The following is a 24,871-nucleotide window of genomic DNA, read 5'->3' as shown; positions in this document are numbered from 1 at the left end:
ACGAGGCGAGGGCCCTGGCCCCGCCGGGTCCTGAGACTCCCCAAGGACTGGAATCAGCCATTCCTACCTGGCGGTTGGCGCTCACCGTCGGCGTCGTCGCCCTGGGCGGGCTGCTCTTCGGCTTCGACACGGGCGTCATCTCGGGAGCGCTCCTGTTCCTCAAGGAGGACTTCCACCTGACGTCCTTCCAGGAAGGAGCGGTGATCTCCTCGCTGCTGCTCGGCGCGGCGGCAGGCGCCCTGTGGAGCGGCGGGCCCGCCGACCGCTGGGGACGGCGCAGGACGCTGATCGTCATCGCCGCCACCTTCACGCTCGGGCTGCTGCTCGCCACCCTGGCCACCGGCTTCTGGACCCTGGTCGCCGCACGCGTGATCCTCGGCCTCGCCGTCGGTTCCGCCTCCTCGCTCGTCCCGCTCTATCTCGCCGAGGTGGCGCCGCCCCGGCTGCGCGGCCGCCTCATCACGGTGAACCAGATCCTGCTCACCGCGGGCATCCTCGTCTCGTACCTGATCAACCTCTGGTTCGCCGAAGACGCCAACTGGCGCGCGATGTTCGGCGCGGGTCTGATCCCGTCCGTCCTGATGCTGGTCGGCCTCTTCTTCGTCCCCGAGAGCCCGGTGTGGCTCGAGCGGCGCCGCCGGGGCGGGGTGACGGCACCCGTGGAGGACGGCGGGAGCCACCGCTCCCTGCGCGGGATGCTCGCCGAGCCCGTCGTACGGCGCGCGCTGCTGATCGGCGTCACGATCGGTGCGGTGCAGCAGTTCGCCGGGATCAACACGATCATCTACTACGCCCCCAGCATCATGCAGCGCGCCGGGCTCCCCGCCACGAACTCGATCATGTACTCGGTCGCCATCGGCGTGGCCAACCTGCTGATGACGGTCGCCGCGATCCCGCTGGTCGACCGGGCGGGCCGCAAGCCGCTGCTCGTCCTCTCCCTGGTGGGCATGGCGGCGGCGCTCGTGCCGCTCGGGTGCGCGCTGAACGGCGCGTTCGGCGGGGCCTCGCACGCGGTCAGTCTCGTCTCCATGGGGCTGTACGTCTCCGCCTTCGCGGTCGGCATCGGGCCGGTGTTCTGGATCCTCGCCGCCGAGGTCTTCCCGCCGGACGTACGGGCCAAGGGGGTCGCACTGTGCGTCCTCGTCAACTGGTCCGCCAACTTTGTCGTCGGCCAGCTCTTCCTGCCCGCCGCCGACCTGTTCGGCGAGGCGGGCGTCTTCTGGTTCTTCGCCGCGGTCTGCGGCGCGGCGCTGGTCTTCGTGGTGCGCACGGTCCCGGAGACGAAGAACCGCTCGTTCGACGAGATCCAGCGGGAGCTGGCGGCAGGCGCGAGACGACAGCCCTAGTCCTTGCATCAGGATGCAATCTATTCACTCACGGAGGTCTCCATGGCGACGAACGTCGCACCCCTCAGCAGTACGGCGAGTACGACCGGCACAGCCCCCGACCCGGACACCAGACCCGCCGGCTTCGCCCGGCTCCCCTCGCTGACCGGCCTGCGCTTCATCGCGGCGGTCATGGTCTTCCTCTTCCACGCGTCCCTGACCACCGAACCGCCCCTGAACCCCTTCAGCGGCGACGTCTCGGACTTCTTCCACGCCGCCGCCAGCAAGACGGGGTGGATGGGCGTCACGTTCTTCTTCCTGCTCAGCGGCTTCATCCTCACGTACTCCGCCCGCCCGGACGACACGCCCCGCAGGTTCTGGCGCCGCCGCCTCGTCAAGCTCTACCCCAGCCACGTGGTCGGCTGGATCGGCGCGATGGTCCTCTTCGCGGCGGCGACGGCGACCTGGCAGCAGTGGCTGCCCAACCTGCTCCTGCTGCAGACGTGGATCCCGGACTACCACACGTACCTGAGCATCAACCCGCCCAGCTGGTCGCTCTCCTGCGAGGTCTTCTTCTACCTCTGCTTCCCCCAGCTGCACCGCTGGATCTCCGCGATACGGCCCGAGCGGCTGTGGGCGTGGGCGGGCGGCCTGATCGCCACCATCACCGCGATCCCGGCGCTCGGTTACCTCCTGCTGCCCGACGGCACCATGTCCAACGGCTTCCCGGTCTCCGAGGTCCAGTACTGGGCCGTCTACATGCTGCCGCCGGTGCGCACCCTCGACTTCGTCCTCGGCATCGTCATGGCGCGCATCCTCATGACCGGCCGCTGGATCAACCTGGGCATGCTGCCCGCCTGCGGTCTCGTCGTCGTCGGCTACGCGGCCGCCAACGCCACCCCGTGGCTCTTCGGCCTCAACGCGGCGGCGCTCATCCCCTTCGCCCTGCTCATCCCCGCCGTCGCCGCCACCGACCTGCGCGGTGACCGCTCGCCGTTCCGCGGGCGCGTGATGGTGTGGCTCGGCGAGGTGTCGTTCGCCTTCTACATCGTGCACAACGTCCTGCTGGTGCACGTCCGTTCGCTGATCGGCGAGACACGGCAGTTCGGGTTCGCCGGGGGCATGGGCGTCATGGCCCTGTACTTCGTGGTGTGCATGGCCTTCGCGTGGCTGCTGCACAAGGGCGTCGAGATGCCGATGATGCGCCGGTTCGCCAAGCCCCGCGCCGCGCGGCGCCCGTAGCGACGACGAGAGCCGGCGCGCCCCGCCCGGGGGTGCGCCGGCTCTTGCGTGCGTCCACATGCTGGTCTCGTGACGCACCTTGACCTATGCTTGCAAAGGCAAGTATTTCACACTGCTGTGACGACACCGTGGGGCGCCGAGCCGCTTCCAAGGGGGCCGGGGTTCGGGCGCAGGCGAGAACAGGACGGTGAAGGACGGCATGGCGACTGCCGCGCGCGGACGGCTCAACGGCGAACTCGAACTGTGGAGGCAGCTGCTGCTCCTGGTGAACGGGGTGAGCACGACACTCGACAAGAAGCTCCAGCGCCAACACGGTGTGACGGCGTCGGAGTTCACGGCCCTCTCGGTCCTCGGGCGCGGCGCGCTGCGGATGCAGGAGCTCGCCGACTCGGTGGGGTCGAGCCAGTCCACGATGAGCCGTCTGGTCACCCGCCTGGAGAACGAGGACCTGGTCGCCCGTACGGTCGGCGAGGAGGACCGGCGGGTGATGTTCGCCCACCTCACCGCCGAGGGCAAGAAGCTGGTCGCCCAGGCGCAGGGCACGTTCGCCAAGGAGCTGTCACTCGCCCTCGACATGGCCTCCTTCGAGCCGGAGACGGCGTCGCTGGTGAACCGGCTCCGGCACGCTCCGTCGTCTCCGGCGCGGTAGCGGTAGCGCTGGCGCTGGCGGGAACACGCGACAGAGCCCGGTGGGGGGCGGCTCTCACCGCCCCCCACCGGGCTCTGTTCGGACGTACGCAAGCGCGCCGCGGCCGGCTCAGGCCGCCTCGGTCCCGCCCTTCGCCTCGTCCTCCGCGAGGAACTCCCCGATCAGCTCGGCCAGTTCGGCGGGCTTCTCGAAGACCGCGAAGTGTCCGGCGTCCAGCTCGGCGTACCGGCTGCCCTTGATGGCCGCGTGCAGCGCGCGGGAGTGCTGGACCGGGATCATGTTGTCGTGCGTGGCGCCGATCACCAGCGTCGGCGCGGTGATCTTCGGCAGGTGCTCGGTGATGTCGAGCTCCAGGTTGAGCGCGATCTGCCGGCCGATGCCCGCGGGGACGCCGCCGGAGACCATCTCCTCCACGCCCGCGACGCCGAAGGAATTGACCTGCGCCGTGGTCCAGCCGTTCAGCTGGAGGAACCGGCCGAACGTCTCGTGGTCGAGCTGGTCGAGGCGGTGCCACAGGTCGAAGTAGAGCTGCTGGCGGGCGTCGTTCTTGATCCAGCCGGTGAGCAGGACCAGACGGCGCACCTTCTCCGGGTGCGTGGCCGCGTAGGCGGCGACGGCGAGCGCGCCCTGCGACCAGCCGACCAGGTCGACGGGGCCCTCGGCGCTGCTGTCCTCGATCGCCGCGTCGATCTGGGCGATGAGCAGGTCGAGGGTGAGCGGGCCGCCCTCGTCCTCGGTGGCGCCGCTGCCCGAGTAGTTGGGGACGACGACGGTGCGGCGGTCACTGAAGGTGTCCCGCAGCTGGTCGTACGTTCCCGCGTCGCCGCCGGTGCCGTGGACCAGGACGAGGCCGGGGCCCGTGCCGGTCTCGAAGTACTCCACCTTGGAGCCGTGCGTCGAAGCGAAAGGCATCGCTTTCTCCTTGTTTTCGTCGTTCTCGTCGTGTTCGCGTTGCTGTTCTGCGGGAGGGGGGAGGCCGCGCCGGTAGTGGCCGGCGCGGCGCCGCGGCCCGGGGAGGGACCGCGGAGATCAGGGGGGGGCGGCCGGTCAGCCCGCGGAGGGCTCGACGGACTGGGCGTGCCGCAGGATGCCGCGGGGGTCCCAGGTGGCCTTCACGCGCTGCAGGCGCGGGTAGTTGTCCTTGTAGTAGAGGGCGTGCCACGGCGTCTTCGAGGTGTTGTGCGCCGGGTCGCCGAGGTCGACGTCGGCGTAGTTGACGAAGCAGCCGTCGTTGACGCGGCCCGGCACGGGGACACCGCCGGAGGCGGCGTAGACGTCCCGGTAGAACTCGCGCACCCACGCCAGGTGCCGCTCGTCCTCGGCGGCGTCCTGCCAGAACGCGAGGTACTGCAGCTTCATCACCGAGTCCCGCTGCGCCACCGCGGTCGCGTCCGGCGCGACGGCGTTGACGCGGCCGCCGTACCCCGCGATGAGCAGCAGCGCCGCCGGGTTGGTGTAGTCGGTGCGGGTCAGGTGGTGGTACGCGGCGGACAGCTGGTCGTCGGGGAAGCTCGCCCGCATGTACGCGGACTTGTCCTCGAAGCGCAGCGTCGGGTCGCCGCCCGCGAACCCGGGCCACTTGGTGGCGTGCAGGAACGGCAGCCGCTGCGTGCTGACCTGTGGTGTGACGGGCACGCCCGCGCCGACGGCGGCAACGAACGCGTCCAGGTCGGCCTCGGCACCGGAGCGGGTGGCGTCGAGCTGCGTCACCATCGTGATCGCGCCCGCCGCCTTGTGGGCCGCCTTGAGCTGGCTGAACAGGTCGAGGTGGGCGGCGTCGGGGCCGCCGTGGGCGACGAACCAGTCGCCGTAGTTCTTCACCAGGCGCTTGAAGGCCGTCTGCGTCAGCCCGTCCCAGGACCAGGTGACGGTGGACGTCAGGAGTTCGGCGGGCGGGCTCGGCAGGAGCTTCGCCGGGTCGGATCCTGTGGCGCCCGGGGTGCGGAGCAGGTACTTGGTGACGATGCCGAAGTTGCCGCCGCCTCCTCCGGTGTGCGCCCACCACAGGTCGCGCAGGCGGGCGTCGGTGCTGTCGCGGGTGGCGACGACCTTGCGCACGGTCTTGTCCTTGTCCACCGTCACGACCTCGACGCCGTGCAGGTGGTCGACGGTGAGCCCGAACAGGCGGGACAGCGCGCCGTAGCCGCCGCCGACGATGTGGCCGCCGGCCGCCACCGACGGGCAGGAGCCGCCGGGCAGCGTGACGCCCCACCGCTTGAACAGGGTGCTGTAGACGTCGGAGAGCCAGGCGCCGGGCTCCACCACGAAGACCCGCTGGGCGGCGTCGTACGTCACCGACGCGAGCTGCGACAGGTCGATGACGACCTTGATGTCGGAGCTGGTGGTGAAGTTCTCGTAGCAGTGGCCGCCGCTGCGCACCGCGACGCGCTTGCCCGCGGCGACGGCCTCCTTCACGGCGTCGACGACCTGGTCGGCACTGGTGACGAGGCGTACGTAGTCGGGGCTGCCGACCCAGCGCTGGTTGGTGCCGCGGATCAGCTCCGGGTAGCGGGCGTCGTCGGGCCGCACGGTGACGGCCGACGGGGCGGTGGCGGACGCGGCGCGGACGGTCGTGGACCTGGCGGGCGCGGCCTGGGCGAGGCCCGCGGCGGGAACCGTCGCGCCGAGGGCCACGCCGCCCGCCGCGGCGGAACGCCGCAGGACCTTGCGCCGGGTGAGCTCACTCATCAGTGCTACTCCAGAGAAGTCGGGTGCCACAGGTGGTTGCTGCGGCAGGTCGGGCCGCGGACCGCGGGCCGTTCTGGGTGGGTCGGCCTCAGTCGGCCGTGGCGGGTACGCGCGTGGCGGGGGCGGGGTCGGCGGCCGTGGGGATGCCGGTGGTGCGCTCGGCGCGCCGGTCCTTCCTGAGCTCGTTGGCGGCGAGGGACATGGCGAGCCAGGACAGGACCGCGGACGCGGCGATGACGCCGCGCAACCCGAGGTCCCAGCCGAGGAGTTGTCCGCCGAACCAGGCGCCGAAGGCGATGCCGATGTTGAACGCGCCGATGTTGATGGCGATGGCGAGCGTGGGCGCGCCGTCCCCGGCCCCCTTGAGGATGCGGGCCTGCAGCCCCGGCATGACGGCGAAGTAGGCGGCGCCGAAGACGACGAGCAGGACGAGCAGGAGCCAGGACACGTCGCCGCCGAGCGCCATCAGGGCGAGGTCGGCGCCGAGCACCGCGAGGACGCCGACGAGCGAGGGCATCAGCGCGCGGTCGGCGAGCTTGCCGCCGATGAGGTTGCCGATGAGTGAGCCGCAGCCGACGAGCAGCAGCAGCCAGCTCACCGTGGAGTCGGCGAACCCGCCCATCGAGGTGAGGATCGGGTTCACGAAGGTGTACGCGGTGAAGACGCCCGCCATGGCGAGCGCCGTGAGCAGGATGGCGATCTGGACCGTGCGGTTGCGCAGCACCCGCAGCTCGGCCCCGACGCCACCGGCACCCACGCCGTCGGACCCGCCCGCGCCCGGCACAGGAGCGACGGGCGGCCGCCAGGCGACCAGGGCGAGGGCGAGCAGGCTGAGGCCCGCGATGCTCCAGAACGCGGAGCGCCAGCCGAAGTGCTCCTCCAGGAGGACGCCGAGCGGCACGCCGAGCACGGTGGCGAGGTTGAGCCCGACGGCGACCTTCGACACGGCGGAGGCCTCCTTGCCCTTCTCCGCCAGCGATCCCGCGACGACGATGCAGACCGCGAACAGCGTGCAGTGGGTGATCGCCGAGAGCACGCGTGCGGTCATCAGGACCGCGTACGAGGGGGCCAGCGCGGCGAGCACGTTGCTCGCCGTGAAGAGCCCCATCAGGCCGAGCAGCAGTGGGGTGCGGGGCACCCGGCTGCCGGCGAGGGTGACGAGCGGGCCGAGGACCACGACGCCGAGCGCGTAGGCCGTCACGAGGAGCCCCGCGTCGGACAGGGAGACGTCCAGGTCGCCGGCGATGGCCGGCAGGACACCGGCGACGACCAGCTCCGCGCTGCCGACGCTGAAGACGCAGAGCATCAGGGGGAAGAGGGCAAACGGCATGGCTGTTCACTCCCAGGGAGAGATGAGGAGCTTGCCGCGGGAGCCGCCCGCCGCGAGCCGCCGGTGCGCCTCGCCCACCTCGGCGAGGGGGAACGTCTCCGCGACCCGCAGGGTGAGCACGCCCTCGTCCACCAGGGCGGACAGCTCTTCGAGGCGCCGGCCGTCCTGCTCCACGAACGACATCCGTACGTCGATGCCGCGTTCGGCGACGGGCGGTGCCGTCGGCACGATGGAGACGGCGCGGCCGCCGTCCCGCACCCCGGCGACGGAGCCGGGCAGTCCGGCCGTCTCCAGGAGGCTGTCGGCGGCGCCGGGCGGCACGGGCCGCTCGTCGGAGTACGCCTCGTGGGCGCCGAGCGCGTGCAGCCGGTCGGCGTCGCCGGGCCGCCCGTACGCGAGCACCTTGAGGCCGCGGGCGACGGCGAGCTGGACGGCGAACCCGCCGACGGCGCCGGTCGCGCCGGTGACGAGCAGGGTGCCGCCGTCCTGCGGTGCGAGGGCTTCGAGCGCCTGGTGGGCGGTGAGCCCGGCGAGCGGGAGCGCGGCGGCGTCGCGGAGTTCGGCGGTGCGCGGGGCCCCGGCGGCCAGGTCCGCGTCGAGCGCGACGTACTGCGCGTGGGTGCCGACCCCGGTGGCCATCTGCGCCGACATGGCGACGACCCGGTCCCCCGCGGCGAAGCGGTCCACGCCGGGGCCGCACTCCTCGACGACGCCGGAGAGGTCCCAGCCGAGGACCATCGGGAAGCCGTGGCCGACGTTCCGGGCATGCGAACCCGAGCGGACCTCCAGGTCGACCGGGTTCACGGCCGACGCGGCGACGCGGACCAGGATCTGACCCGGACCCGGCGTGGGGCGGGGCAGCTCGGCCACGGTCAGCAGTTCGGGGCCCCCGTATCGGGGCAGGGTGCTGGCACGCACGTAGATCCTCCTGCGAGTTATGTGATTACGGCAGAACGTAGCAGTCGTTCTGTTCTCCGCTCCCACCTCTGAGCGCTACGCACTCCTACTTCGCCAAGTCCAGGAAATGGCCGATCGCGCTTGCCATTGATTGCTTGAGAATGCATAGATTAAGTCGCTCTCCACAGCCGAGAGGCTCACTCCGAACCAGTTGAGGTGACTTGTGTCCGGGAACAATTCGGCGCTTCTGGGCCGACCCAGCGAGCGCGTCCAGACCGTCGGGTACGGGGCGGCCGGCACCGCCGGTGACGCAGCCGTCGCGGCTCAGCCCGGCGCCGGGCTGTACGCCTACAGCGAGCGCGTCGACTCGTGGGTCGTCCGCACCGCAAAGCCCGTCAGCTACGAAGTGCGCGTCGCCGACGGCCTGTTCGACTTCGAGCGCACGGATCTCCTGGAACCGGCCGCGGCCCCCGGCAAGCGCCTGCGCCGGTTCGTCGTGCTCGACTCCGACGTCGACCTGCTCCACGGCAACCGCATCCGCGCCTACTTCGACTACCACGACGTCGAGCACGTCATCTGCGTCGTCCCCGCCGACGAGACCGTCAAGAGCTTCGAGACCGCGGCCCGCATCGTCGAGGAACTCGACGCGTTCGGCGTGGACCGGCGCCGGGAGCCCCTCATCGTCATCGGCGGCGGCGTCCTCATGGACATCGTCGGCCTGGCGAGCAGCCTCTACCGCCGCGGCACCCCGTTCATCCGCGTCCCCACCACCCTCATCGGCCTGGTCGACGCGGGCGTCGGCGCCAAGACCGGCGTCAACTTCAACGGCCACAAGAACCGGCTCGGCACCTACTTCCCCGCCGACCTCACCCTCCTGGACCGCACCTTCCTCGCCACGCTCGACCGCCGCCACATCGGCAACGGCCTGGCCGAGATCCTCAAGATCGCCCTCATCAAGGACGCCCGCCTCTTCGACGTCCTGGAGAGCCACGGACCGCTCCTCCTGAACGAGAAGTTCCAGGGCGAGAGCGAGGCGGGCGAGGACGCCGCACGCGAGGTCGTGCACCGCGCCATCCAGGGCATGCTCGAAGAGCTCCAGCCCAACCTGTGGGAGACCAAGCTGGAGCGCTCGGTCGACTACGGCCACACCTTCAGCCCCACCGTCGAGATGCGCGCCCTGCCCGCACTCCTGCACGGCGAGGCCGTCTGCGTCGACATGGCGCTGACCACCGCACTCGCCCGCCGCCGCGGCCTGATCGACGACGCGGACGCGCGACGCGTCTACGACGTGATGCACGGCCTCGAACTCCCCGCCTGGGACGACCTCCTGGACCAGCCGGAACTCCTGACGGCCGCACTCCTCGACACCGTCCGCCACCGCAACGGCCAGCAGCGCCTGCCGCTCCCCGTGGGCATCGGCGACGTCACCTTCGTCAACGACGTCACCGAGCAGGAACTCCTGGACGCCGTGGCCGAGCTGCGGGTCGCGGGACGCGGGCGCGGCCGTGACCTCGTGGAGGGTCAGCATGTCTGAGACCGCGTACGCACCGGCTCCCGAGGCGCACACCCTCTCCGCGTACGACGGCGGTGACGTGATCGTCGGCGACGTCAGCGGCGCCGCCCACATCCACGGCGTGCACGGCACCACCGGCGTGACCCGCTGGAAGGCCCTCGCGTCCGGCGCGGACCTGCGCGGCGGCTGGGAGGCCGTCGAGTGGGCGTGCGTCCCGCCGGGCGGCGTCAGCGGCGAGCACCTGCACACCCGGACCGAGGAGGTCTACTTCATCCTCTCCGGGACCGGCGAGATCTACCTGAACGGGACCGCCCACCCGATCGCGCCCGGCTCGATGGTCCTCACCGGCCTCGGCACCGTCCACGGCCTGCGCAACACGGGCGACAGCGACCTGGCCTGGCTGGTCATCGAGATGCGGTCGCCCCGCTTCAGCGAGGCGCTCGGTGCGACCGCGCCCGCCCCCACCCCCGTCGCCTCCGAGGAGGAGCCCCCCGTGCCCACCGCACGCCTTCACGACCTGCGCGCCGAGCGCACCGTCTCCCCCGCCGGCGTCTTCACGGGGCCGCTGCGCACGCTCGCCCTGGAGACGGTCGACGCCGCCGGCACCGTCGAGCTGACGGCCGACGGGCGCGAGCACATGGTGTTCGTGCTCTCCGGCACGGGCTGGGTCGAGAACGGCAGCGACACCGCGGAGCTCAACCCGGGCACGGCCGTCACGCTGCCGCTCGGCACCCGCGCCCGCATCGGCGCGGACCGCGGAAACGGCCTGGAGTTCTTCCACGCCGAGGTCGCCGTCGCGTCGCCGGGGTCCGCCCTGTGATCGTCAGCGAACCCGCCCCGCCCTCCCTGCGCGGCAACAGCGGCACCTGGCGCTGCCTCGCCCGCCGCGGCATGTTGCACAGCGAGTGCGAGTCCTTCGAGCAGATCCGCCTCTCCCCCGGCGCCACCTGGGCGCACGAGCCGGCCCACGGCACCGAGGCCGCGCTGTACGCAGTCGCCGGGTCGGCGTCGGTGGCGGCCGGTGACAGTGCCGGGCGCGTGCTCGACGCCGGTGGCGCGCTGCTCGTCGAGGCGCGCGCCGCGGTGACGGTCACCGCCGGGGCCGAGGGGCTCGACCTCCTCGCCGTACGCGTGCTGCCCGCCGATGTCGCCTCCCTGCTCCCCGTGCGGGTGCCGGAGCTGCCGACGCGCGAGCAGACCCCGATTTTCCGCCCGCCGACCGAAGACGGGCGCTGATTGAGGAGCAGACACGTTGGCTGATCACCACGAAAAAGTGCTGCCGCCCACGGACGACCTCCTGTGCGGCCGCTGGCCGAACGGCTCCATGAAGGCCGCCGCGGTCATGGACGTCAACAAGGTCGGCCAGGTGGAGGTGGAGATACCGGGCCCCGAGCTCGGCTATGTCCTGGTCGCCCCCACCACGGTCGGCATCTGCGGCACGGACCTCGAACTCCTGCACGGCACGGCCAGTTACGTGCGGGACGGCAGGGCCACCATGCCCCACGTGTTCGGCCACGAGTGGGTCGGACGCGTGGTGGCGATCGCCGGGAACTGCCAGTACTCGCGGCAGCTGGAGATCGGCGACCGCGTCGTCGGGCAGACCATGCTCTCCTGCGGGGGCTGCCGGGCCTGCCAGCGCGGCCACCGCAACGAGTGCTCGCAGCTCAAGGAGGTCGGCCTCTACGGACAGCAGGGCGCGGCGGCGGAGTTCATCAGGCTCCCCGCCCAGTCCCTGACGAAGGTCCCGCCGGGCGTCGACGACTTCGCGGCGGCCCTCGCGGAACCCGCGGTGACGGTGCTGGCGGCGCTGGACAAGGTCGGGGTCTTCCCCGGCGAACGCGTCCTCGTCTTCGGCACCGGCACGATGGGCCTGCTCGCCGTGCAGATGGCGCGCCGCGTCGCGGGCACGGTCGACGTGGTCGGCATCGACGACGCGGGCATCGGCGCCGCGCTGCGCATGGGGGCGGAACACGCCTTCCTGCCCGGTGAGGCGCGTGACGGCGACTACGACGTCGTCATCGAGGCGTCCGGCGCGGTGCCCGCGCTCCTCGAAGCGCTGCGGGTCGCCGACGTCGGGGGCCGGATCGCGGCGGTCGGCGTGCCCAACGACCCGCTACCGGCCGTCGACGCCTCGGAGCTGGTGCTGCGCGGCGTCACCATGACCGGCGTACGGCACGGGCTCGACTACTACGAGCGCGCGCTGCGGCTCTTCTCCGAGGGCGTCCTTTCGGCGAAGGGCATGATCGCCGACGTCTTCGAGCTGGCCGACGTCGACCAGGCCTTCGAGCTCCTCGAGAGGGGGCGTCGGGCCGCTCCCAAGGTGGCCCTGTCGCTGACTCCCCGCCCCTGAAGGGGACGTGGCCGGCAACCGCCCCTGACGCTTCCTCCCCCGGCTGCGTCAGGGGCCCCCGGCCCCACCCCGTCCCGCCCCACTTCTGGAAAGGAAACCCCATGAACCGCCCCATCGCCGTTGTCACCGGCGCCAGTTCGGGCATCGGCGCGGCCGTGGCCGAGGCGCTCGCCGCGGCAGGCCACGACCTGGTCGTCGGCTACGGACGGCAGGCGGACGCCGCCAAGGAGATCGCCGACGGGCTCGCCGCACGGCACGGCGTACGCGCCGAGACCCTCGGGCTCGACCTGGCCGACCCCGCCGCCGCGGGCGAGGCCCTGCGGGACCGCGTCGACGCGTTCGGCGGCATCGACGTCCTGGTCAACAACGCGGGCCTGAACCGCCGCGCCTCGGTCGTCGAGGAGACCCTCGACGCCTGGCAGCGCATCCTCGACGTCAACCTGACCAGCCCGTTCCGGCTGAGCCAGGTCGCCGCCGAGCGCATGATCGCGCAGGGCCGCGGCGGCCGCATCATCAACATCACCAGCATCCACGAGCACATCCCGATCGGCGAGGGCAGCACCTACTGCGCCGCGAAGGGCGGCCTCGGCGCGCTCACCAAGGCCATGGCGCTCGACCTGGCCGCGCACGGCATCACGGTCAACGCCGTGGCCCCCGGCGAGACCGCGACCCCGATGAACAACGTGCCGGCCGGCCTGGACGCCGCCGACATCGCCCGTCCCGCCATCCCCGCGGGCCGCCCCGGCCGCCCCGACGAGGTCGCCGCCCTCGTCGCGTACCTGGCCTCACCCGCCGCCGCCTACACCACGGGCACGTCGATCCTCGTCGACGGCGGCATGGCGCTCTCCGCGGCCGTCGCCAACGCCGCCCACGCCGGCACGGTCTGACCCCGGCCGCCCGCCCTCACCCCTGGAGCAGAGCATGTCACCCACAGCCCCGCCGAAGACCCGGGCCACCGCGACCGACCGGTCCGCCGGCACCCTCTCCATCCCCACCGCCCGCAACGTCGACCACTACGCCTACACCGTCGCGGACCTGGACGCGGCCGTGGACTTCTGCACCACGGTGCTCGGCGCCGACGTCCTCTACCGGCTCGGCCCGGTCGAGGAGCCGGACAGCGACTGGATGGCCCGCCAGCTGGGCGTCCACCCGCGGGCCAGCACGCACATCGCGATGCTGCGCCTGGGCCCGGACAGCAACCTGGAGCTCTTCCAGTACACCGCGCCCGAACAGCGCACGCAGGCACCGGCCTTCACGGACGTCGGCGGCCACCACATCGGCATCCACGTGAGCGACCTGGACGTGGCGCTCGCCGAGGCCGCACGGTCCCCGCACGTCCGCGTCCTGGGCGAGCCGCGGACCGTCACGAGAGGCCCGGCGGCGGGCAACCGCTGGATCCACCTGCTCACCGACTGGGGCATGCGCCTGGAACTCCGTGAACTCGCGGCCGAGTTGCCGTACGAGAAGGAGACGGAGGCACGCGTCTACCGCCCCGCCGCCGACTGGCCGCGCGGCCTGCCCGGCGCCCTCGGCATCGGCCACGTCGGCTACTCGGTGGCCGACCTGGACGAGGCCGTCGCCTTCTTCACGGGCCCGATGGGCGGCGAACTCGCTTACCGCACCAGCGAATCGGTGGACGCGGAGACGGCACAGCGCCAGTACGCGGTCCCGACCGCCTTCCGCAAGGACACCGCGGCGATCCGCCTCGGCCCGGTCACCACCGTCGAGCTCAGCAGCCACGAGATCGAGGGCCGCCGCACCGAACGCCCCCGCAACAGCGACGTGGGCGGCCACCACCTGGCGTTCTTCGTCGACGACGTCGAGCGGGCCGCCGCGTGGCTCGCGGCGACGGACGGCGCCGAGGTGCTCGGCGAGCCGCAGCTCATCGAGGACGGCGGCCCCATCCACGGCGACCGCTGGGTCTACTTCCGCGGCGTCGGCGGATTCCAGCTGGAGGTGCTCAACATGCCGCCCGGCATGCCGTACGAGCAGCACACCGCGGCCCGCAGGTTCGGCCCGAGCCCGCGGTGGACCAACCGCTGACCGGCGCGCCGGACGAGCGAGAGAGAAGGGGTGGGGGAATGCGCTGGACCGACATCTACGTGGAGAGCGCGGCCGCCGAGTTCGGGGCGCCGCAGACCGGTCAGGAGGCGGTGGACCTCGGTCTGCTGCCCGCCGAGGAGGTCGAGCGGAGCGAGCAGCGCTCCGTGTCGGTGAGCGACGGGCGCAGCGGGCCCGAGCTCGCCGTCGCCGCGGGCCGCACGGCGCTCGCGCGCAGCGGCAGGGACGCGCAGGACGTGGGGCTGCTCATCCACGCGGACTGCTGGTACCAGGGCCTGGAGTTCTGGAACACGGCCGCGTACGTCCAGGACCGGGTGCTCGGCCACGGCGACTGTGTGTCGTACGAGCTGCGGCAGATGTCCAACGGCGGGATGAGCGCCCTGGAGAACGCGGCGGCCCGCCTCACCGCGATCCCCGCCACGCGGGCGGCGCTGGTCACCACGGGCGACCGGTTCGCGGACCCGGCGTTCCCCCGCTGGAGCACCGACCGGGGCCTCGCGTTCGGCGACGCGGGAACGGCCGTCGTCCTGTCGACCACGCCGGGCGCGCTGCGCCTGGTCGCCACGTCGTCGTACTCGCAGCCGATGCTGGAGGGCCTGCACCGGGGCGAGGAGCCGTTCCTGCCGAGCGGGAGCGGTGCGGGCCCGCTCGACCTGGTGGCGCGCAAGAAGGGCTTCCTGCGCGGGCGCTCCCAGGAGGAGATCACGACGCGCAACGAGACGGGCATGATGTGCGCCGTCAAGACGTGCCTGGCGGAGGCCGACGCGGACATCCACGAGATGACGGCCGTGGTCGTCCCGTTCTTCGGCGCCCGGCTCTCCCGCCTCCAGTGCCTGGCGCCGCTCGGCATCCAGCCGGAGGTGACGCTGCAGGAATTCGGTCTGACCGTCGGCCACTTGGGCGCCGGTGACCAGGCGGCGGGCGTCGCGAAGCTCCTGGAGGACGACACGTTGAAGAGCGGCGACCGGGTGCTGCTCGTGGGGGTGGGCGCGGGCTTCAGCTGGACCTGCGCGGTCCTGGAGCGGAGCTGACTCCGGTGACACGCGTGACGGCGCATGACGACATTCGACACGAGAGACACGAGAGACACGAGGGACACGGGGAGAGGGTGGGGGCGATGAATCACGCCTGGAAGCGATTGCGGGCCGAGGGCGTCGACGTATGGATCGACGTGTCGGCCACGGCCGAGGGCGCGGCGCGCGAGGTCCGCCGCGCGCTCGCGCAGGGCGAGCTGGCCGGGGCCCGCATGGGCGCCCCGCAGGACGATCCCGCGGCGGGCGACGCCCCGGCCGACGAGCTCAGGCGGGCCTGCGACCAGCTGCTCCCGCACCACCGCGCGAGCGGCGGAACGAAGGGCTTCGTCTCCGCCCCCCTCCCCCCGGCCCCGACGAGTGACGCCGACGCCTGGACCGCGCGGGCCCGCGCCCTGCGCGACGCGGTCGACCGCCCCAACCTCGTCGTACGCCTCCCCGCGGAGGCGGCCGACACGGCGACCCTGCGGGCACTGTTCGCGCTGGACGTCGCGGTCGAGGTGTCAGGGGTGTGCTCCCCGCGCCGGTACGGCCAGGCGGCCACGGCCCTCCTGTCGGCGCTGTCCACGCCGGAAGGGCCGACCCGCACGGCCTCCTTCCTCTCCTTCGACGTGACCGGCGTCGAACGCCACGTGGACGCCCGCCTGGACCTCATCGGCTCCGACGAGGCCAAGGCGCTCCGCGGCCGCGCCGGCCTGGCATGCGCCCGCCTGGCGCACCGTACGCACGAGATGACGTTCTCCTCGGCGCGCTGGGGAGCGCTCGCGGCCGCGGGCACCCCGGAGCCGAAGCTGCTGTGGGTGACGGGCGGCGCCTCCCCGTACCGCTCGGCGCACTACGTGCAGGAGCTGGTGACCAGGGGCACGGCCACGGCGATGCGCCCGGCCGCGGCGCGGGCGCTGGCGGAGGCGGGCACGGTGAGCGGCGACCGGGTGTGGCGGCACTACGCCGACGCGGAACGGACGCTGGCGTACCTGGACTGGTTCGGCATCTCGGTGGAGACGGTGACGCGAAACCCACAGCGGAAGCGCACGGAGACAGCGGCACCCCGCGCGACCGCCCGCCCGCACCGCGCGACGCACCACCCCCACAGGCGGCTGACCCCGGCCTGACCACCCACCACGGTGACCCGCCGTCACCGTCCGCCGTCGTCGGCCGCGCAGGACTCCCCGTTCTTGGGCGTCTCCCCGTACAGCAGGAACCCGTTCACCTTGTCCTGCACGCACGTGGAGCCCAGGTAACCGGTGTGCCCGTCCCCCTTGTTGTCGAGGACGACGGCCTGCGGGCCGAGTCGGCGCGCGGTCTCCTCCGTCCACCGGTAGGGCGTGGCCGGGTCGCCGCGCGTGCCGACGAGCAGCAGCTTCGGCGTCTTCACGTCACGTACGTCCTCACGGATGTACCGCGTCCCGGCCGGCCGGCCGAAGCACAGCAGGACGGGCATCAGCATCGACTTGCCGAAGACGGGCGACGCGTCGTCGAACTGCTTCTGCAGCCTGCCGACTTCCTTCTCTATGTCCGCGGCGTCGGGCCGGTCGGGGTCGTCGGCGCAGTTCACGCCCATGAGCGCGGCGGCCATGTTGTCGGCGGGCACGTCTTCCCCTGCCAACAGGCCACCCGCCGGGACCGGCGTGTGCGCGAGCCCCCCGCTCATCCGGATCAGCGCCCGGGGATCGCCGTCCGCGAGCAGCGCGCCCAGCGCCTGCGACAGCGCGGGCCACGCCTGCCTGCTGTACAGGGCCTGTCCGAGTACGCCGACGACGTCCTGCCCGGTGAACTGGGCACCGTCCATGGAGCGCAGCGGCATCTGGTCCATGTCCCTGATGAGCCGGACGATGCCCTTGCGGGCGCTGCGCGAGTCCGTGCCGAAGACGCAGCCCGCGTTCCCGGTGCACCAGGTGAGGAAGTTGTCGAGCGCGGTCTGGCGGCCCTCGGCGGTCACGAGGGACTGCTCGGCGACGGGTTCGGTGAGCGTGTCGACGCCGTCGAGCACCATCCGCCCGACGTTCTTCGGGAACTGCGCGGCGTACACGGCTCCGAGCCGCGTGCCGTACGAGAACCCCAGGTAGTTGAGTTTTTTGTCGCCGAGGGCCTGACGCATGACGTCCAGGTCACGGGAGACGTTGACGGTTCCCATGTGCGGCAGGACGGGCCCCGACTTCTTCGCGCACTCCGCGGCGACCTTGCGCATCTCCGCGAGCACGGCGGCCGCGTCCCCGGTGCCGCCCGTTCCGCCGGACGAGGGATCCGTGCTCCGGTCGGCGTCGCCGCAGCTGACGGGCTCGCTCAGGCCGACGCCGCGCGGGTCGAAGGAGACGACGTCGTAGTCCTTGCTGAGGAAGCCGAAGTCCTTCTGGGCCCCGGCGAGCGCGGAGACGCCGGGTCCGCCGGGCCCGCCGAAGTTCAGCAGCAGGGAGCCGCGCGGCTTGCCGCTCGCGCTGGACCGCATCCGGATCATCGCGACGTCGACGTCGCCCGCGCCGGGGTCCGCGTAGTCGAGCGGCACGCTCACGTGCCCGCACCGGACGTCCTTGGCGCCGCCCGTGCCTTCCACCATGGCCTCGGTGTCGCCCTTGCAGGGGCCCCATTCGATCTTCTGCGTGTAGTAGCGCGCCAGATCGGGCCGCCCGCTGTCGTCGCCCGCGGCCATGCCCGCTCCCACGACGACCAGCACGGTGACGCCGGCGACTGCACAAGCTCCGCGCACGGCAACCTCCCAGGGTGTGCCCCTCGGCTCACCCTAAGCGCGCCCCACGCACCTCGCCCGTTCGGCGCAGACCCGCGCTCACCCTCCGTAACACTCCCCACGTCGGGTCACTGCTGCCGCTCCAGGATCGCGGTCACCCCTTGCCCGCCCGCCGCGCAGATGGAGATGAGCCCGCGCCCCGGCCGTCCCCGCTCGGCGAGGAGCTTGGCCAGCGTGGCGACGATCCGCGCGCCGGTGGCCGCGAAGGGGTGCCCGGTCGCGAGCGAGGACCCGGCGACGTTCAGCCGGTCCCGGTCCACCGTGCCGAGCCCCTGCTTCTCCCAGGCGGCGAGCGTGGCGAGGACCTGCGAGGCGAAGGCCTCGTGCACCTCCACGAAGTCGAAGTCCTGAAGGCCGAGCCCGGCGCGCTCCAGCATGCGGGGCACGGCGTAAGCGGGCGCCATGAGCAGCCCGTCCCCGCCCTCACCCCCGCCTCCGCCCTGGGCGACATCTCCGTGCACGAAGTCCACCGCGGCGGTCTCACAGGCGACGAGGTGGGCCAACGGTTCGAGACCGTGCCGCGCGGCCCACTCATCGCTCCCCAGAAGCACGACGGCCGCGCCGTCCGTGAGCGGAGTGGAGTTCCCGGCGGTCATGGTCGCCCCACCGTCCGCCACCCCGAACACGGGCTTGAGCCGCCCCAGTTGCTCCACGGACGACCCCGGCCGCAGATTCTGATCCCGCGTGAGCCCGGCATACGGCACGACGAGATCGTCCAGGAACCCCCGGTCGTACGCCGCCGCGAGCCGCTGATGACTGAGGGCGGCGAGCTCGTCCTGCGCCTCCCGCGTGATCCCCCACTTCCGCGCGGTCACGGCGGCGTGCTCGCCCATGGAGAGCCCGGTCCGCGGCTCGGCGTTGCGCGGGATGTCGGGCACGAGGTGCCGCGGCCGTACGCCGCCGAGGGCCCGGAGCCGCCCGCCCACGGTCTTGGCGCGCCGGGCCGCGAGCAGCACCCGCCGCAGCTCGTCGTTGACGCCGAGCGGCGCGTCGCTCGCCGTGTCGGACCCGCCGGCGATGCCGGACTCGACCTGCCCGAGCATGACCTTGTTGGCGACGGCGACGACGGCCTGCAGCCCTGTCCCGCACGCCTGTTGCAGATCGAAGGCGGGTGTACGGGAATCAATGGCGGACCCGAGGACGACCTCCCTGGCGAGGTTGAAGTCCCGGCTGTGCTTGAGCACGGCGCCGGCGACGAACTCCCCGACCACGCCCTGCCCCCGCAGCCCGTACCGCTCGACGAGCCCGTCGACGACGGCGGTCAGCATGTCCTGATTGGACGAGGTGGCGTACGGCCCGTCGGACCGGGCGAACGGAATCCGGGTGCCGCCGAGGACGGCGACGCGGCGCACAGAGGGAAGACTCATGTCTCGACCAACTCCTGACCCTTGAGTAACCTTACTCCGAAGTAAATTTACGACCGAGCTGGGAGTTGGACAATGGCCGACCGCTACCTGACCTTCACCGCCACCGGCCCCGGCCGCTTCCTCACCCGCCGCCTAGGCCTGCCCCGCCCCGCCCAGCTGCACCGCTGGTCACCCGAAAACCCGTCCCTGACAGGCGACTTGCTGCTCCCGCCCCTCCCCACACCCTCGCCCTCGCCCTACACCACGGACCTGGAAACCCTCCTGGCATCCACGCCACTCACGCTCCGCACAACATCGCGCCGCCCCAAGGCAGTTGTCGTAGACGCCACAGCCGTCACCAACATCCGGGCCCTCACCGAGGTGTACGAGGCGCTGCACCCGGTGGTCCGCGACGTGGCCGACAACGGCCGCATCGTGATTCTCGGTGCACCGCCCGACCCGGCAGACCACCACCAGGCTGCGGCGCAACAGGCGTTGGAAGGCTTTCTGCGTTCCCTCGCCAAGGAACTGGGCCGCGGCCGCACCGCCAACCTCGTCCGCGTCAGCGGCCCGATAGCCACCGCCGAATCGACGCTCCGCTTCCTGCTCTCCCCCAAGTCGGCGTACGTCACCGGCCAGGTCATCGAGACCGGCCCCGCCGAGACCGTGGCCGCCCCGGCCGACCGGGACCGGCCCCTCGCGGGCCGCACCGCCCTCGTCACGGGCGCGGCCCGTGGCATCGGCGCGGCGGTCGCGGAGGTCCTCACCCGGGACGGCGCGCGGGTCACGCTCCTCGACGTACCGTCCGCCGGGCCGGACCTGGCCCGCCTGGCCGACCGCCTCGACGGCGGCACGGCACTCCCCCTCGACATCACGGCGCCCGACGCGGGCGAACGGATCGCGGCGGCGCTGCCCGACGGCCTCGACGTCCTCGTCCACAACGCGGGCATCACGCGGGACCGCAAGCTGGCCAACATGGACCGCGACCGCTGGACGTCGGTCCTCGACGTCAACCTCGCCTCCGTCCTCACCGTCACCGACACGCTCCTCAAGACCGGCACGATCCGCCGCGGGGGCAGCGTCGTCGCCACGGCCTCCATCGCCGGGATCGCGGGCAACGCGGGCCAGACGAACTACGCGGCGAGCAAGGCGGGCGTCATCGGTCTCGTCCGGGCCCTCGGGCCGCGGGCGCTCGCGGAGCACGGGGTGGCGGTGAACGCGGTGGCGCCGGGGTTCATCGAGACGAGGATGACTGCGGCGGTTCCTCTCCTCATCCGCGAAGCGGGCCGCCGCATGAACTCCCTCTCCCAGGGGGGCCTCCCCGTCGACGTCGCCGAGACGGCGTCCTGGCTGGCCCAGGGAGGCCTCAACGCCCAAACGATCCGAGTCTGCGCCCAAAGCCTCCTCGGCGCCTAACGGCACCGTCTCCCTCACGAATTCCCCCCGCACCGCCCAGCCCGGGCAGGAGCCCCAACCCCGCCGCTCCGCGGCGGATCACTCCCACCCACCCACCCGTTTGCCCCGCGACGTCCGGCGGGAGTAGGGGCGGGTGGGTGGGTGGGGGAGCTGTGCTCACTCGGGTGGGGCAGGGGGTGGGGGTGGGTGGGGGCGCAGTACCCACTGGCGTGGGGTGGGCGGGGCGCAGTACCCACTGGCGTGGGGGGGGGGGCGGGGTGCCTGCCGTAGCCCCCGGCAGGGTGGGTGGGAAACCCCGGCGTCCATCGGGCCAGGGCGGGCGCTGGGGGTGCAGTACCCACTGGCGTGGGGGGGGCGGGGTGCCTGCCGTAACCCCCCCCCGGCTGGGCGGGTGGGAAGCCCCGGCGTCCATCGGGCCAGGGCGGGCGGAGGGCTCAGCGCCCATCGGGCCAGAGTGGGTGGGAAGCGTCAGCGTCCATCGGGCCAGGGTGGGTGGGAGGCCTCAGTACCTACCGGGGCAGAGGGGGTGGGTTGAGTGCCTGCGGTAGCCCGCCGGGCTGGGGTGGGCGGGGAGCCCCGGCGTCCATCGGGCCAGGGCGGGCGGAGGGCTCAGCGCCCATCGGGCCAGAGTGGGTGGGAAGCGTCAGCGTCCATCGGGCCAGGGTGGGTGGGAGGCCTCAGTACCTACCGGGGCAGAGGGGGTGGGTTGAGTGCCTGCGGTAGCCCGCCGGGCTGGGTGGGCGGGGAGCCTCGGCGTCCATCGGGCCAGGGTGGGTGGGAAGCATCAGTACCTGCCGGGGCAGGGCGGGTGGGTTGGGTGCCTGCCGTGGCCCACCGGGCTAGGCGGGCGGGAAATGTCAGTGCCCATCGGAGCGGGGCGGGTGGGTCGGGTGTCTGCCGTAGTTCACCGGCAGGTGGGTGCGGAACCTCAGCATCCGGTGGGCCCGGTGGTTGCCCCCCGCCCCCACCGGACCGCAGCCGCGTACGAGACGAGAGGGGACGTGGGGGTATGTGCGCACGGAGCACCGAGCGAACCATGACCGCCGGAAGAGTCCGACGCGGCGCAGGGATGGCGAGTACGCACATACCCCCGCGGCCCCGCCCCCACAGACAGAGCACAGGCGCACCAGCCCCCACCACCGGAAGGACGTAATGACCGCCCTAGCCCTCCTCCGAGCCGCCCTCAGGCGCCCCCGCCCAATCACCCTCACCCCACCCCCCACGACCCGCCTCACCACCACCCGCACCCCCGACCCCGCCCACCTCGCCGCCTACCAGCGCATCTGCGGCTTCGAGCCGGAACCACACTTCCTCCCGCCCACCTACCCCCACGTCCTCGCGTTCCCCCTCAGCATGCGGCTCATGACCGCGCGAGACTTCCCGCTCCCCCTCCTCGGCCTCGTACACACCCGCATCGAGATCGAGCAACACCGCCCCATCACACCTACCGAAACGCTGCACCTCACCGTCCTCACCACCGCGCTCACCCCCCACCGCCGCGGCACGGAAGCCACCCTCCTCACCGAGGCCTCCACTGCCCACGGCGAGCTCCTCTGGCAGTCCCGCAGCACCTACCTCGCCCGCCACAAAACGGCACCGCCCACCACCTCAGCCTCGGCCCCCGCACCCACCCCCACACCCACACCCACACCCAACGGCGAAACGTGGGAACTCCCCGCCGACCTCGGCCGCCGCTACGCCTCCGTCAGCGGCGACCGCAACCCCATCCACCTGCACGCCCTCACCGCCCGCCCCTTCGGCTTCCCCCGAGCGATCGCCCACGGCATGTGGACCGCCGCCCGCTGCCTGGCGGAGCAAGGCACGCAGAGGGCGTCCGCCCCCACCCACACCCGCATCGACTTCAAGGCCCCGGTCCCACTCCCCTCCACCGTCACCTACTCCACCCCCACGCCCCACACCTTCGAACTCCGCGGCCCCCAGGGCAGACCGCACCTCACGGGGACGACGGGACCGGCACCCAGCGACGGCCCTCCATGAGGCCACCGAGCCCCGCCCACGCAAAGTTCATGAGCGTCGCCGCCGCCTCCTTCGCGGAGACGGAACCCTCCACGTTGGCCCACCCCGCCAGGGACTCCGCCGCGCCGACCAACGCCTGCGCGAGACCGGCGACCTCCCGCTCGGGCAGGGACGGGTCACCGTGGGCGGACCGGGCCGCCTCCGCGATCAGGTAGGTGACGAACGAGACGATCTCCTCGCGCATCGCGGCGACCTCCGCCGCGAACGGTTCCCCCTGCGTCCGCGCCTGGCTGTGCAGCACGGCCCACCCGTCGGGCCGCTCCGCGGTGTGCGTGAAGAAGGCCGTGAGCCCGTCCCACAACTGACGGTCAGCGGGCACCGCGGCCCCACCCGCAACACCCCGCCCCGCCGCACCCGGCCCCGCCGCACCCCGCACCGCCGCCACCAACGCCGCCGCCTCCCGGCGGATGCACGCGCTGAAGAGTTCTTCCTTCGAGTTCAGGTACAGGTAGACGAGCGGCTTGGAGACGCCGGCGAGCTCCGCGATCTCGTCCATGGACGCGGCCCGGTACCCCCGCTGCCCGAACGTCCGCACCGCCGCGTCCAGCATCTGCTGCTCACGCACGGCCCGAGGCATCCTCGTCTGCTTCGCCTGCTTCGCCTGCTTCGGCCGCTCCGGCTCCCTCGGCTGTTTCTGCCGTCGCTTCTCGCCCACCCCGGCCCCCGCCTTCCCACGCTGTCCGTTCACACGTCAGCGTACGGTCACCGGGAACCGGCGCACGATTAACGGAAGCTAGCCGCCCACCGGTGCGATCAGCACCTCCACCCTCGCCCCGAGCTTCTCGGCGATCTCGTCACGGAGCGGCCCGTGCACGTCCTCGTTCAGGTGCAGCACCTGCGCCCCGCGGACGACCTCGTCCGCGGCGCGGAACTCCGCGTGCAACAGCCGTACGAGCTCAGTGGCGTCGTCGACGGCCCGGAACCACACCCGCCCCACCCGAACGACGACAACACCCCCACCTCCACCCCCTCCGCCCACTTCCTCCGCAACCCCGACCTGGAAATTACCGGCGCGCCCGAAGTGCGTCTGCTGCTCGAAGAGTTCCGCGGCGCGGTCCACCGGGTCGGCGGCGGCAAGCGTACGGACCGCGGCCACCGCCGCATTCGAAATTCGTTCGTCCGCGACCCGTGCCAGCGTTTCCCGTATCAAAGAGTCGACACGGTACGGGACTTCGTCAGAGCGGTGGCGCGAAAATCCCTCGTGTTCCTCGACGACCCAGCCGATCCTTTCCAGGGTTTCCCCGTAGGACATATACCAACGCATAGGATCGGCATGCCGTTTGTACTTCCTGTCGGCCACCAGCTGGGCGAGCAGAAAGGAATACAGGACGTCCTGTCGGTGCCGCCCGGAAAGCCCGGCCGCCAGGACGACGAGACTGCCGCAGTCGACGACCGCCGCGGACTCACCGTCCCGGTCCTCGGCCACGGCCCTAGATCTCCAGGTCGTCGATGAACTGACTCGCCTTGTCGCCGAGTTTCTTGATGACGGCCTCGCGGACCTGCGCGTACACGTCCTCGTTGAGTGTCATCGTCTGACGGGCCTGCTGCATCGTCGTGCTGGCGCGCGGGAAGCTGAAGAACAGCACGCGCGTGACGCGTTCCGTCGTGCTGAAGTAGAACATGCCGATCTTCATGACCACGGTGTCCCCCGAGGAGACGCCGCACGCCGCGATCTGGAAGTTGCCCAGCTTGTCGCTGTGCGCGTTGCTCTCGAAGAGGACGACGCGACGGTCCTTGTCCTGCAAGGACTTGAGCGATTCGATCGCCGCCTTGGCGACGGAGATCTCGCCGGGGGACGCGATGGCCTGGAGGAGCGCGATGACCGCGCGGTCGACGGTGAACCGGGACCCCGCGACCGTGAGCTTCGCGAAGTTGAAGGAGGGGACGACCCAGCCGACCTGCTCGAGGACGGAGCGGTAGTACTCGTACCACTTCTTCGTGTTCTCGTCGCGGTCGAACTTCTTGTTGGCGGCGAGCTGGGCCAGCAGCGTCGCGTTGAGCACGTCGGACTTCTGCTGCCCGTTCAGGCCGTCGGTGAAGGCGACGATGCTGCCCGCGACGACCGCGGCGGACTCCTCTTCCTGCAGCGCCAAGCCGGGTGGCACGTAGCGCAATTCGGGCTGGTCCAGTTCCAGGCTGTCGATGAACTGGAGCGCGTCCGCTGCTTTCTGTTTTGCCTCGACCTCGATGTCGGAAGACGTCATGACGCCCCCTCTGTCGCATTCCGGGTAAAAGACGGGGCG

At 72.2% G+C, this 24,871-nt stretch carries 22 protein-coding genes; 13 read left to right on the top strand and 9 right to left on the bottom strand.

Annotated features, from left to right (window positions below; genetic code table 11):
• Nucleotides 1-74: 74 nt before the first annotated feature.
• From DEJ49_RS21175 to DEJ49_RS21165, 3 genes are all read left to right on the top strand, one after another.
• Nucleotides 75-1,346, top strand: coding sequence for an MFS transporter (locus tag DEJ49_RS21175; RefSeq protein WP_150185603.1), 1,272 nt, complete (start codon nucleotides 75-77; stop codon nucleotides 1,344-1,346).
• A gap of 42 nt (nucleotides 1,347-1,388) precedes the next feature.
• On the top strand, nucleotides 1,389-2,567 hold the full coding sequence (locus DEJ49_RS21170) for an acyltransferase family protein (protein ID WP_150185601.1): 1,179 nt from the start codon (nucleotides 1,389-1,391) through the stop codon (nucleotides 2,565-2,567).
• A 199-nt stretch (nucleotides 2,568-2,766) separates the two neighbouring features.
• Nucleotides 2,767-3,216, top strand: a complete 450-nt coding sequence (locus tag DEJ49_RS21165) for a MarR family transcriptional regulator (RefSeq protein WP_150185599.1) — start codon at nucleotides 2,767-2,769, stop codon at nucleotides 3,214-3,216.
• Between the two features lie 108 nt (nucleotides 3,217-3,324).
• On the opposite strand, the gene DEJ49_RS21160 is transcribed toward DEJ49_RS21165, so the two are convergent.
• From DEJ49_RS21160 to DEJ49_RS21145, 4 genes are all read right to left on the bottom strand, one after another.
• Nucleotides 3,325-4,128, bottom strand: coding sequence for an alpha/beta fold hydrolase (locus DEJ49_RS21160; protein WP_150185598.1), 804 nt, complete (start codon nucleotides 4,126-4,128; stop codon nucleotides 3,325-3,327).
• 135 nt (nucleotides 4,129-4,263) lie between these two features.
• Nucleotides 4,264-5,904 carry an FAD-binding oxidoreductase gene (locus DEJ49_RS21155; RefSeq protein ID WP_150185597.1) on the bottom strand — a complete coding sequence of 547 codons (1,641 nt, stop codon included), beginning with the start codon at nucleotides 5,902-5,904 and terminating at the stop codon, nucleotides 4,264-4,266.
• 88 nt (nucleotides 5,905-5,992) lie between these two features.
• On the bottom strand, nucleotides 5,993-7,234 hold the full coding sequence (locus DEJ49_RS21150) for an MFS transporter (RefSeq protein ID WP_150185596.1): 1,242 nt from the start codon (nucleotides 7,232-7,234) through the stop codon (nucleotides 5,993-5,995).
• 6 nt (nucleotides 7,235-7,240) lie between these two features.
• Nucleotides 7,241-8,152 (bottom strand): NADP-dependent oxidoreductase, encoded by a 912-nt coding sequence (locus DEJ49_RS21145; RefSeq protein WP_150185595.1) that lies wholly within the window; start codon nucleotides 8,150-8,152, stop codon nucleotides 7,241-7,243.
• 202 nt (nucleotides 8,153-8,354) lie between these two features.
• Between DEJ49_RS21145 and DEJ49_RS21140 the strand changes: the two genes are divergently transcribed.
• The 8 genes from DEJ49_RS21140 (at nucleotide 8,355) to DEJ49_RS21105 (ending at nucleotide 16,198) form a co-directional block, all read left to right on the top strand.
• On the top strand, nucleotides 8,355-9,665 hold the full coding sequence (locus DEJ49_RS21140) for a sedoheptulose 7-phosphate cyclase (protein WP_150185594.1): 1,311 nt from the start codon (nucleotides 8,355-8,357) through the stop codon (nucleotides 9,663-9,665).
• The gene (locus tag DEJ49_RS21135) at nucleotides 9,658-10,464 is read left to right on the top strand and encodes a cupin domain-containing protein (protein ID WP_150185593.1); all 807 of its coding nucleotides are present in this window, start codon (nucleotides 9,658-9,660) and stop codon (nucleotides 10,462-10,464) included. Before DEJ49_RS21140 ends, DEJ49_RS21135 begins: the two co-directional genes overlap by 8 nt.
• Nucleotides 10,461-10,880 carry a hypothetical protein gene (locus tag DEJ49_RS21130; RefSeq protein WP_223832927.1) on the top strand — a complete coding sequence of 140 codons (420 nt, stop codon included), beginning with the start codon at nucleotides 10,461-10,463 and terminating at the stop codon, nucleotides 10,878-10,880. Before DEJ49_RS21135 ends, DEJ49_RS21130 begins: the two co-directional genes overlap by 4 nt.
• 16 nt (nucleotides 10,881-10,896) lie before the next feature.
• Entirely contained in the window at nucleotides 10,897-11,994 is a 1,098-nt protein-coding gene (locus DEJ49_RS21125; RefSeq protein WP_223832926.1) for a zinc-dependent alcohol dehydrogenase, read from the top strand.
• Nucleotides 11,995-12,095: 101 nt separating this feature from the next.
• Nucleotides 12,096-12,881 carry an SDR family oxidoreductase gene (locus DEJ49_RS21120; RefSeq protein WP_150185592.1) on the top strand — a complete coding sequence of 262 codons (786 nt, stop codon included), beginning with the start codon at nucleotides 12,096-12,098 and terminating at the stop codon, nucleotides 12,879-12,881.
• 34 nt (nucleotides 12,882-12,915) lie between these two features.
• On the top strand, nucleotides 12,916-14,037 hold the full coding sequence (locus DEJ49_RS21115) for a VOC family protein (RefSeq protein ID WP_150185590.1): 1,122 nt from the start codon (nucleotides 12,916-12,918) through the stop codon (nucleotides 14,035-14,037).
• Nucleotides 14,038-14,075: 38 nt separating this feature from the next.
• Complete coding sequence (locus DEJ49_RS21110) at nucleotides 14,076-15,086, top strand: ketoacyl-ACP synthase III family protein (RefSeq protein ID WP_150185588.1); 1,011 nt, start codon at nucleotides 14,076-14,078, stop codon at nucleotides 15,084-15,086.
• Between the two features lie 86 nt (nucleotides 15,087-15,172).
• A complete protein-coding gene (locus DEJ49_RS21105) occupies nucleotides 15,173-16,198 on the top strand; it encodes a transaldolase family protein (RefSeq protein WP_150185586.1) in 1,026 nt (341 codons plus the stop codon).
• Nucleotides 16,199-16,221: 23 nt separating this feature from the next.
• On the opposite strand, the gene DEJ49_RS21100 is transcribed toward DEJ49_RS21105, so the two are convergent.
• A complete protein-coding gene (locus DEJ49_RS21100) occupies nucleotides 16,222-17,790 on the bottom strand; it encodes an alpha/beta hydrolase (RefSeq protein WP_223832925.1) in 1,569 nt (522 codons plus the stop codon).
• Nucleotides 17,791-17,897: 107 nt separating this feature from the next.
• The gene (locus DEJ49_RS21095; RefSeq protein ID WP_150185584.1) at nucleotides 17,898-19,196 is read right to left on the bottom strand and encodes an acetyl-CoA C-acetyltransferase; all 1,299 of its coding nucleotides are present in this window, start codon (nucleotides 19,194-19,196) and stop codon (nucleotides 17,898-17,900) included.
• A gap of 72 nt (nucleotides 19,197-19,268) precedes the next feature.
• On the opposite strand from DEJ49_RS21095, the gene DEJ49_RS21090 reads away from it, so the two are divergent.
• Both DEJ49_RS21090 and DEJ49_RS21085 read left to right on the top strand, forming a co-directional pair.
• Complete coding sequence (locus DEJ49_RS21090; protein WP_150185582.1) at nucleotides 19,269-20,591, top strand: 3-oxoacyl-ACP reductase; 1,323 nt, start codon at nucleotides 19,269-19,271, stop codon at nucleotides 20,589-20,591.
• Nucleotides 20,592-21,743: 1,152 nt separating this feature from the next.
• On the top strand, nucleotides 21,744-22,589 hold the full coding sequence (locus tag DEJ49_RS21085; RefSeq protein WP_150185580.1) for a MaoC/PaaZ C-terminal domain-containing protein: 846 nt from the start codon (nucleotides 21,744-21,746) through the stop codon (nucleotides 22,587-22,589).
• Here DEJ49_RS21085 and DEJ49_RS21080 read toward each other — a convergent pair.
• The 3 genes from DEJ49_RS21080 to DEJ49_RS21070 form a co-directional block, all read right to left on the bottom strand.
• Nucleotides 22,546-23,205: a TetR/AcrR family transcriptional regulator gene (locus tag DEJ49_RS21080; protein ID WP_150188363.1), complete on the bottom strand. Its 660-nt coding sequence runs from the start codon at nucleotides 23,203-23,205 to the stop codon at nucleotides 22,546-22,548. The two genes, DEJ49_RS21085 and DEJ49_RS21080, sit on opposite strands and share 44 nt — an antisense overlap.
• Nucleotides 23,206-23,361: 156 nt before the next feature.
• The gene (locus DEJ49_RS21075; RefSeq protein WP_150185578.1) at nucleotides 23,362-24,054 is read right to left on the bottom strand and encodes a hypothetical protein; all 693 of its coding nucleotides are present in this window, start codon (nucleotides 24,052-24,054) and stop codon (nucleotides 23,362-23,364) included.
• A 4-nt stretch (nucleotides 24,055-24,058) separates the two neighbouring features.
• Nucleotides 24,059-24,832 (bottom strand): hypothetical protein, encoded by a 774-nt coding sequence (locus tag DEJ49_RS21070; protein WP_150185576.1) that lies wholly within the window; start codon nucleotides 24,830-24,832, stop codon nucleotides 24,059-24,061.
• Nucleotides 24,833-24,871: the final 39 nt, after the last annotated feature.

The organism is Streptomyces venezuelae (assembly GCF_008642335.1).
GTDB classification, from domain to species: domain Bacteria; phylum Actinomycetota; class Actinomycetes; order Streptomycetales; family Streptomycetaceae; genus Streptomyces; species Streptomyces venezuelae_F.
Note: the sequence above shows the minus strand (reverse complement) of the source record. Positions and strands in the feature narration are given on the sequence as shown.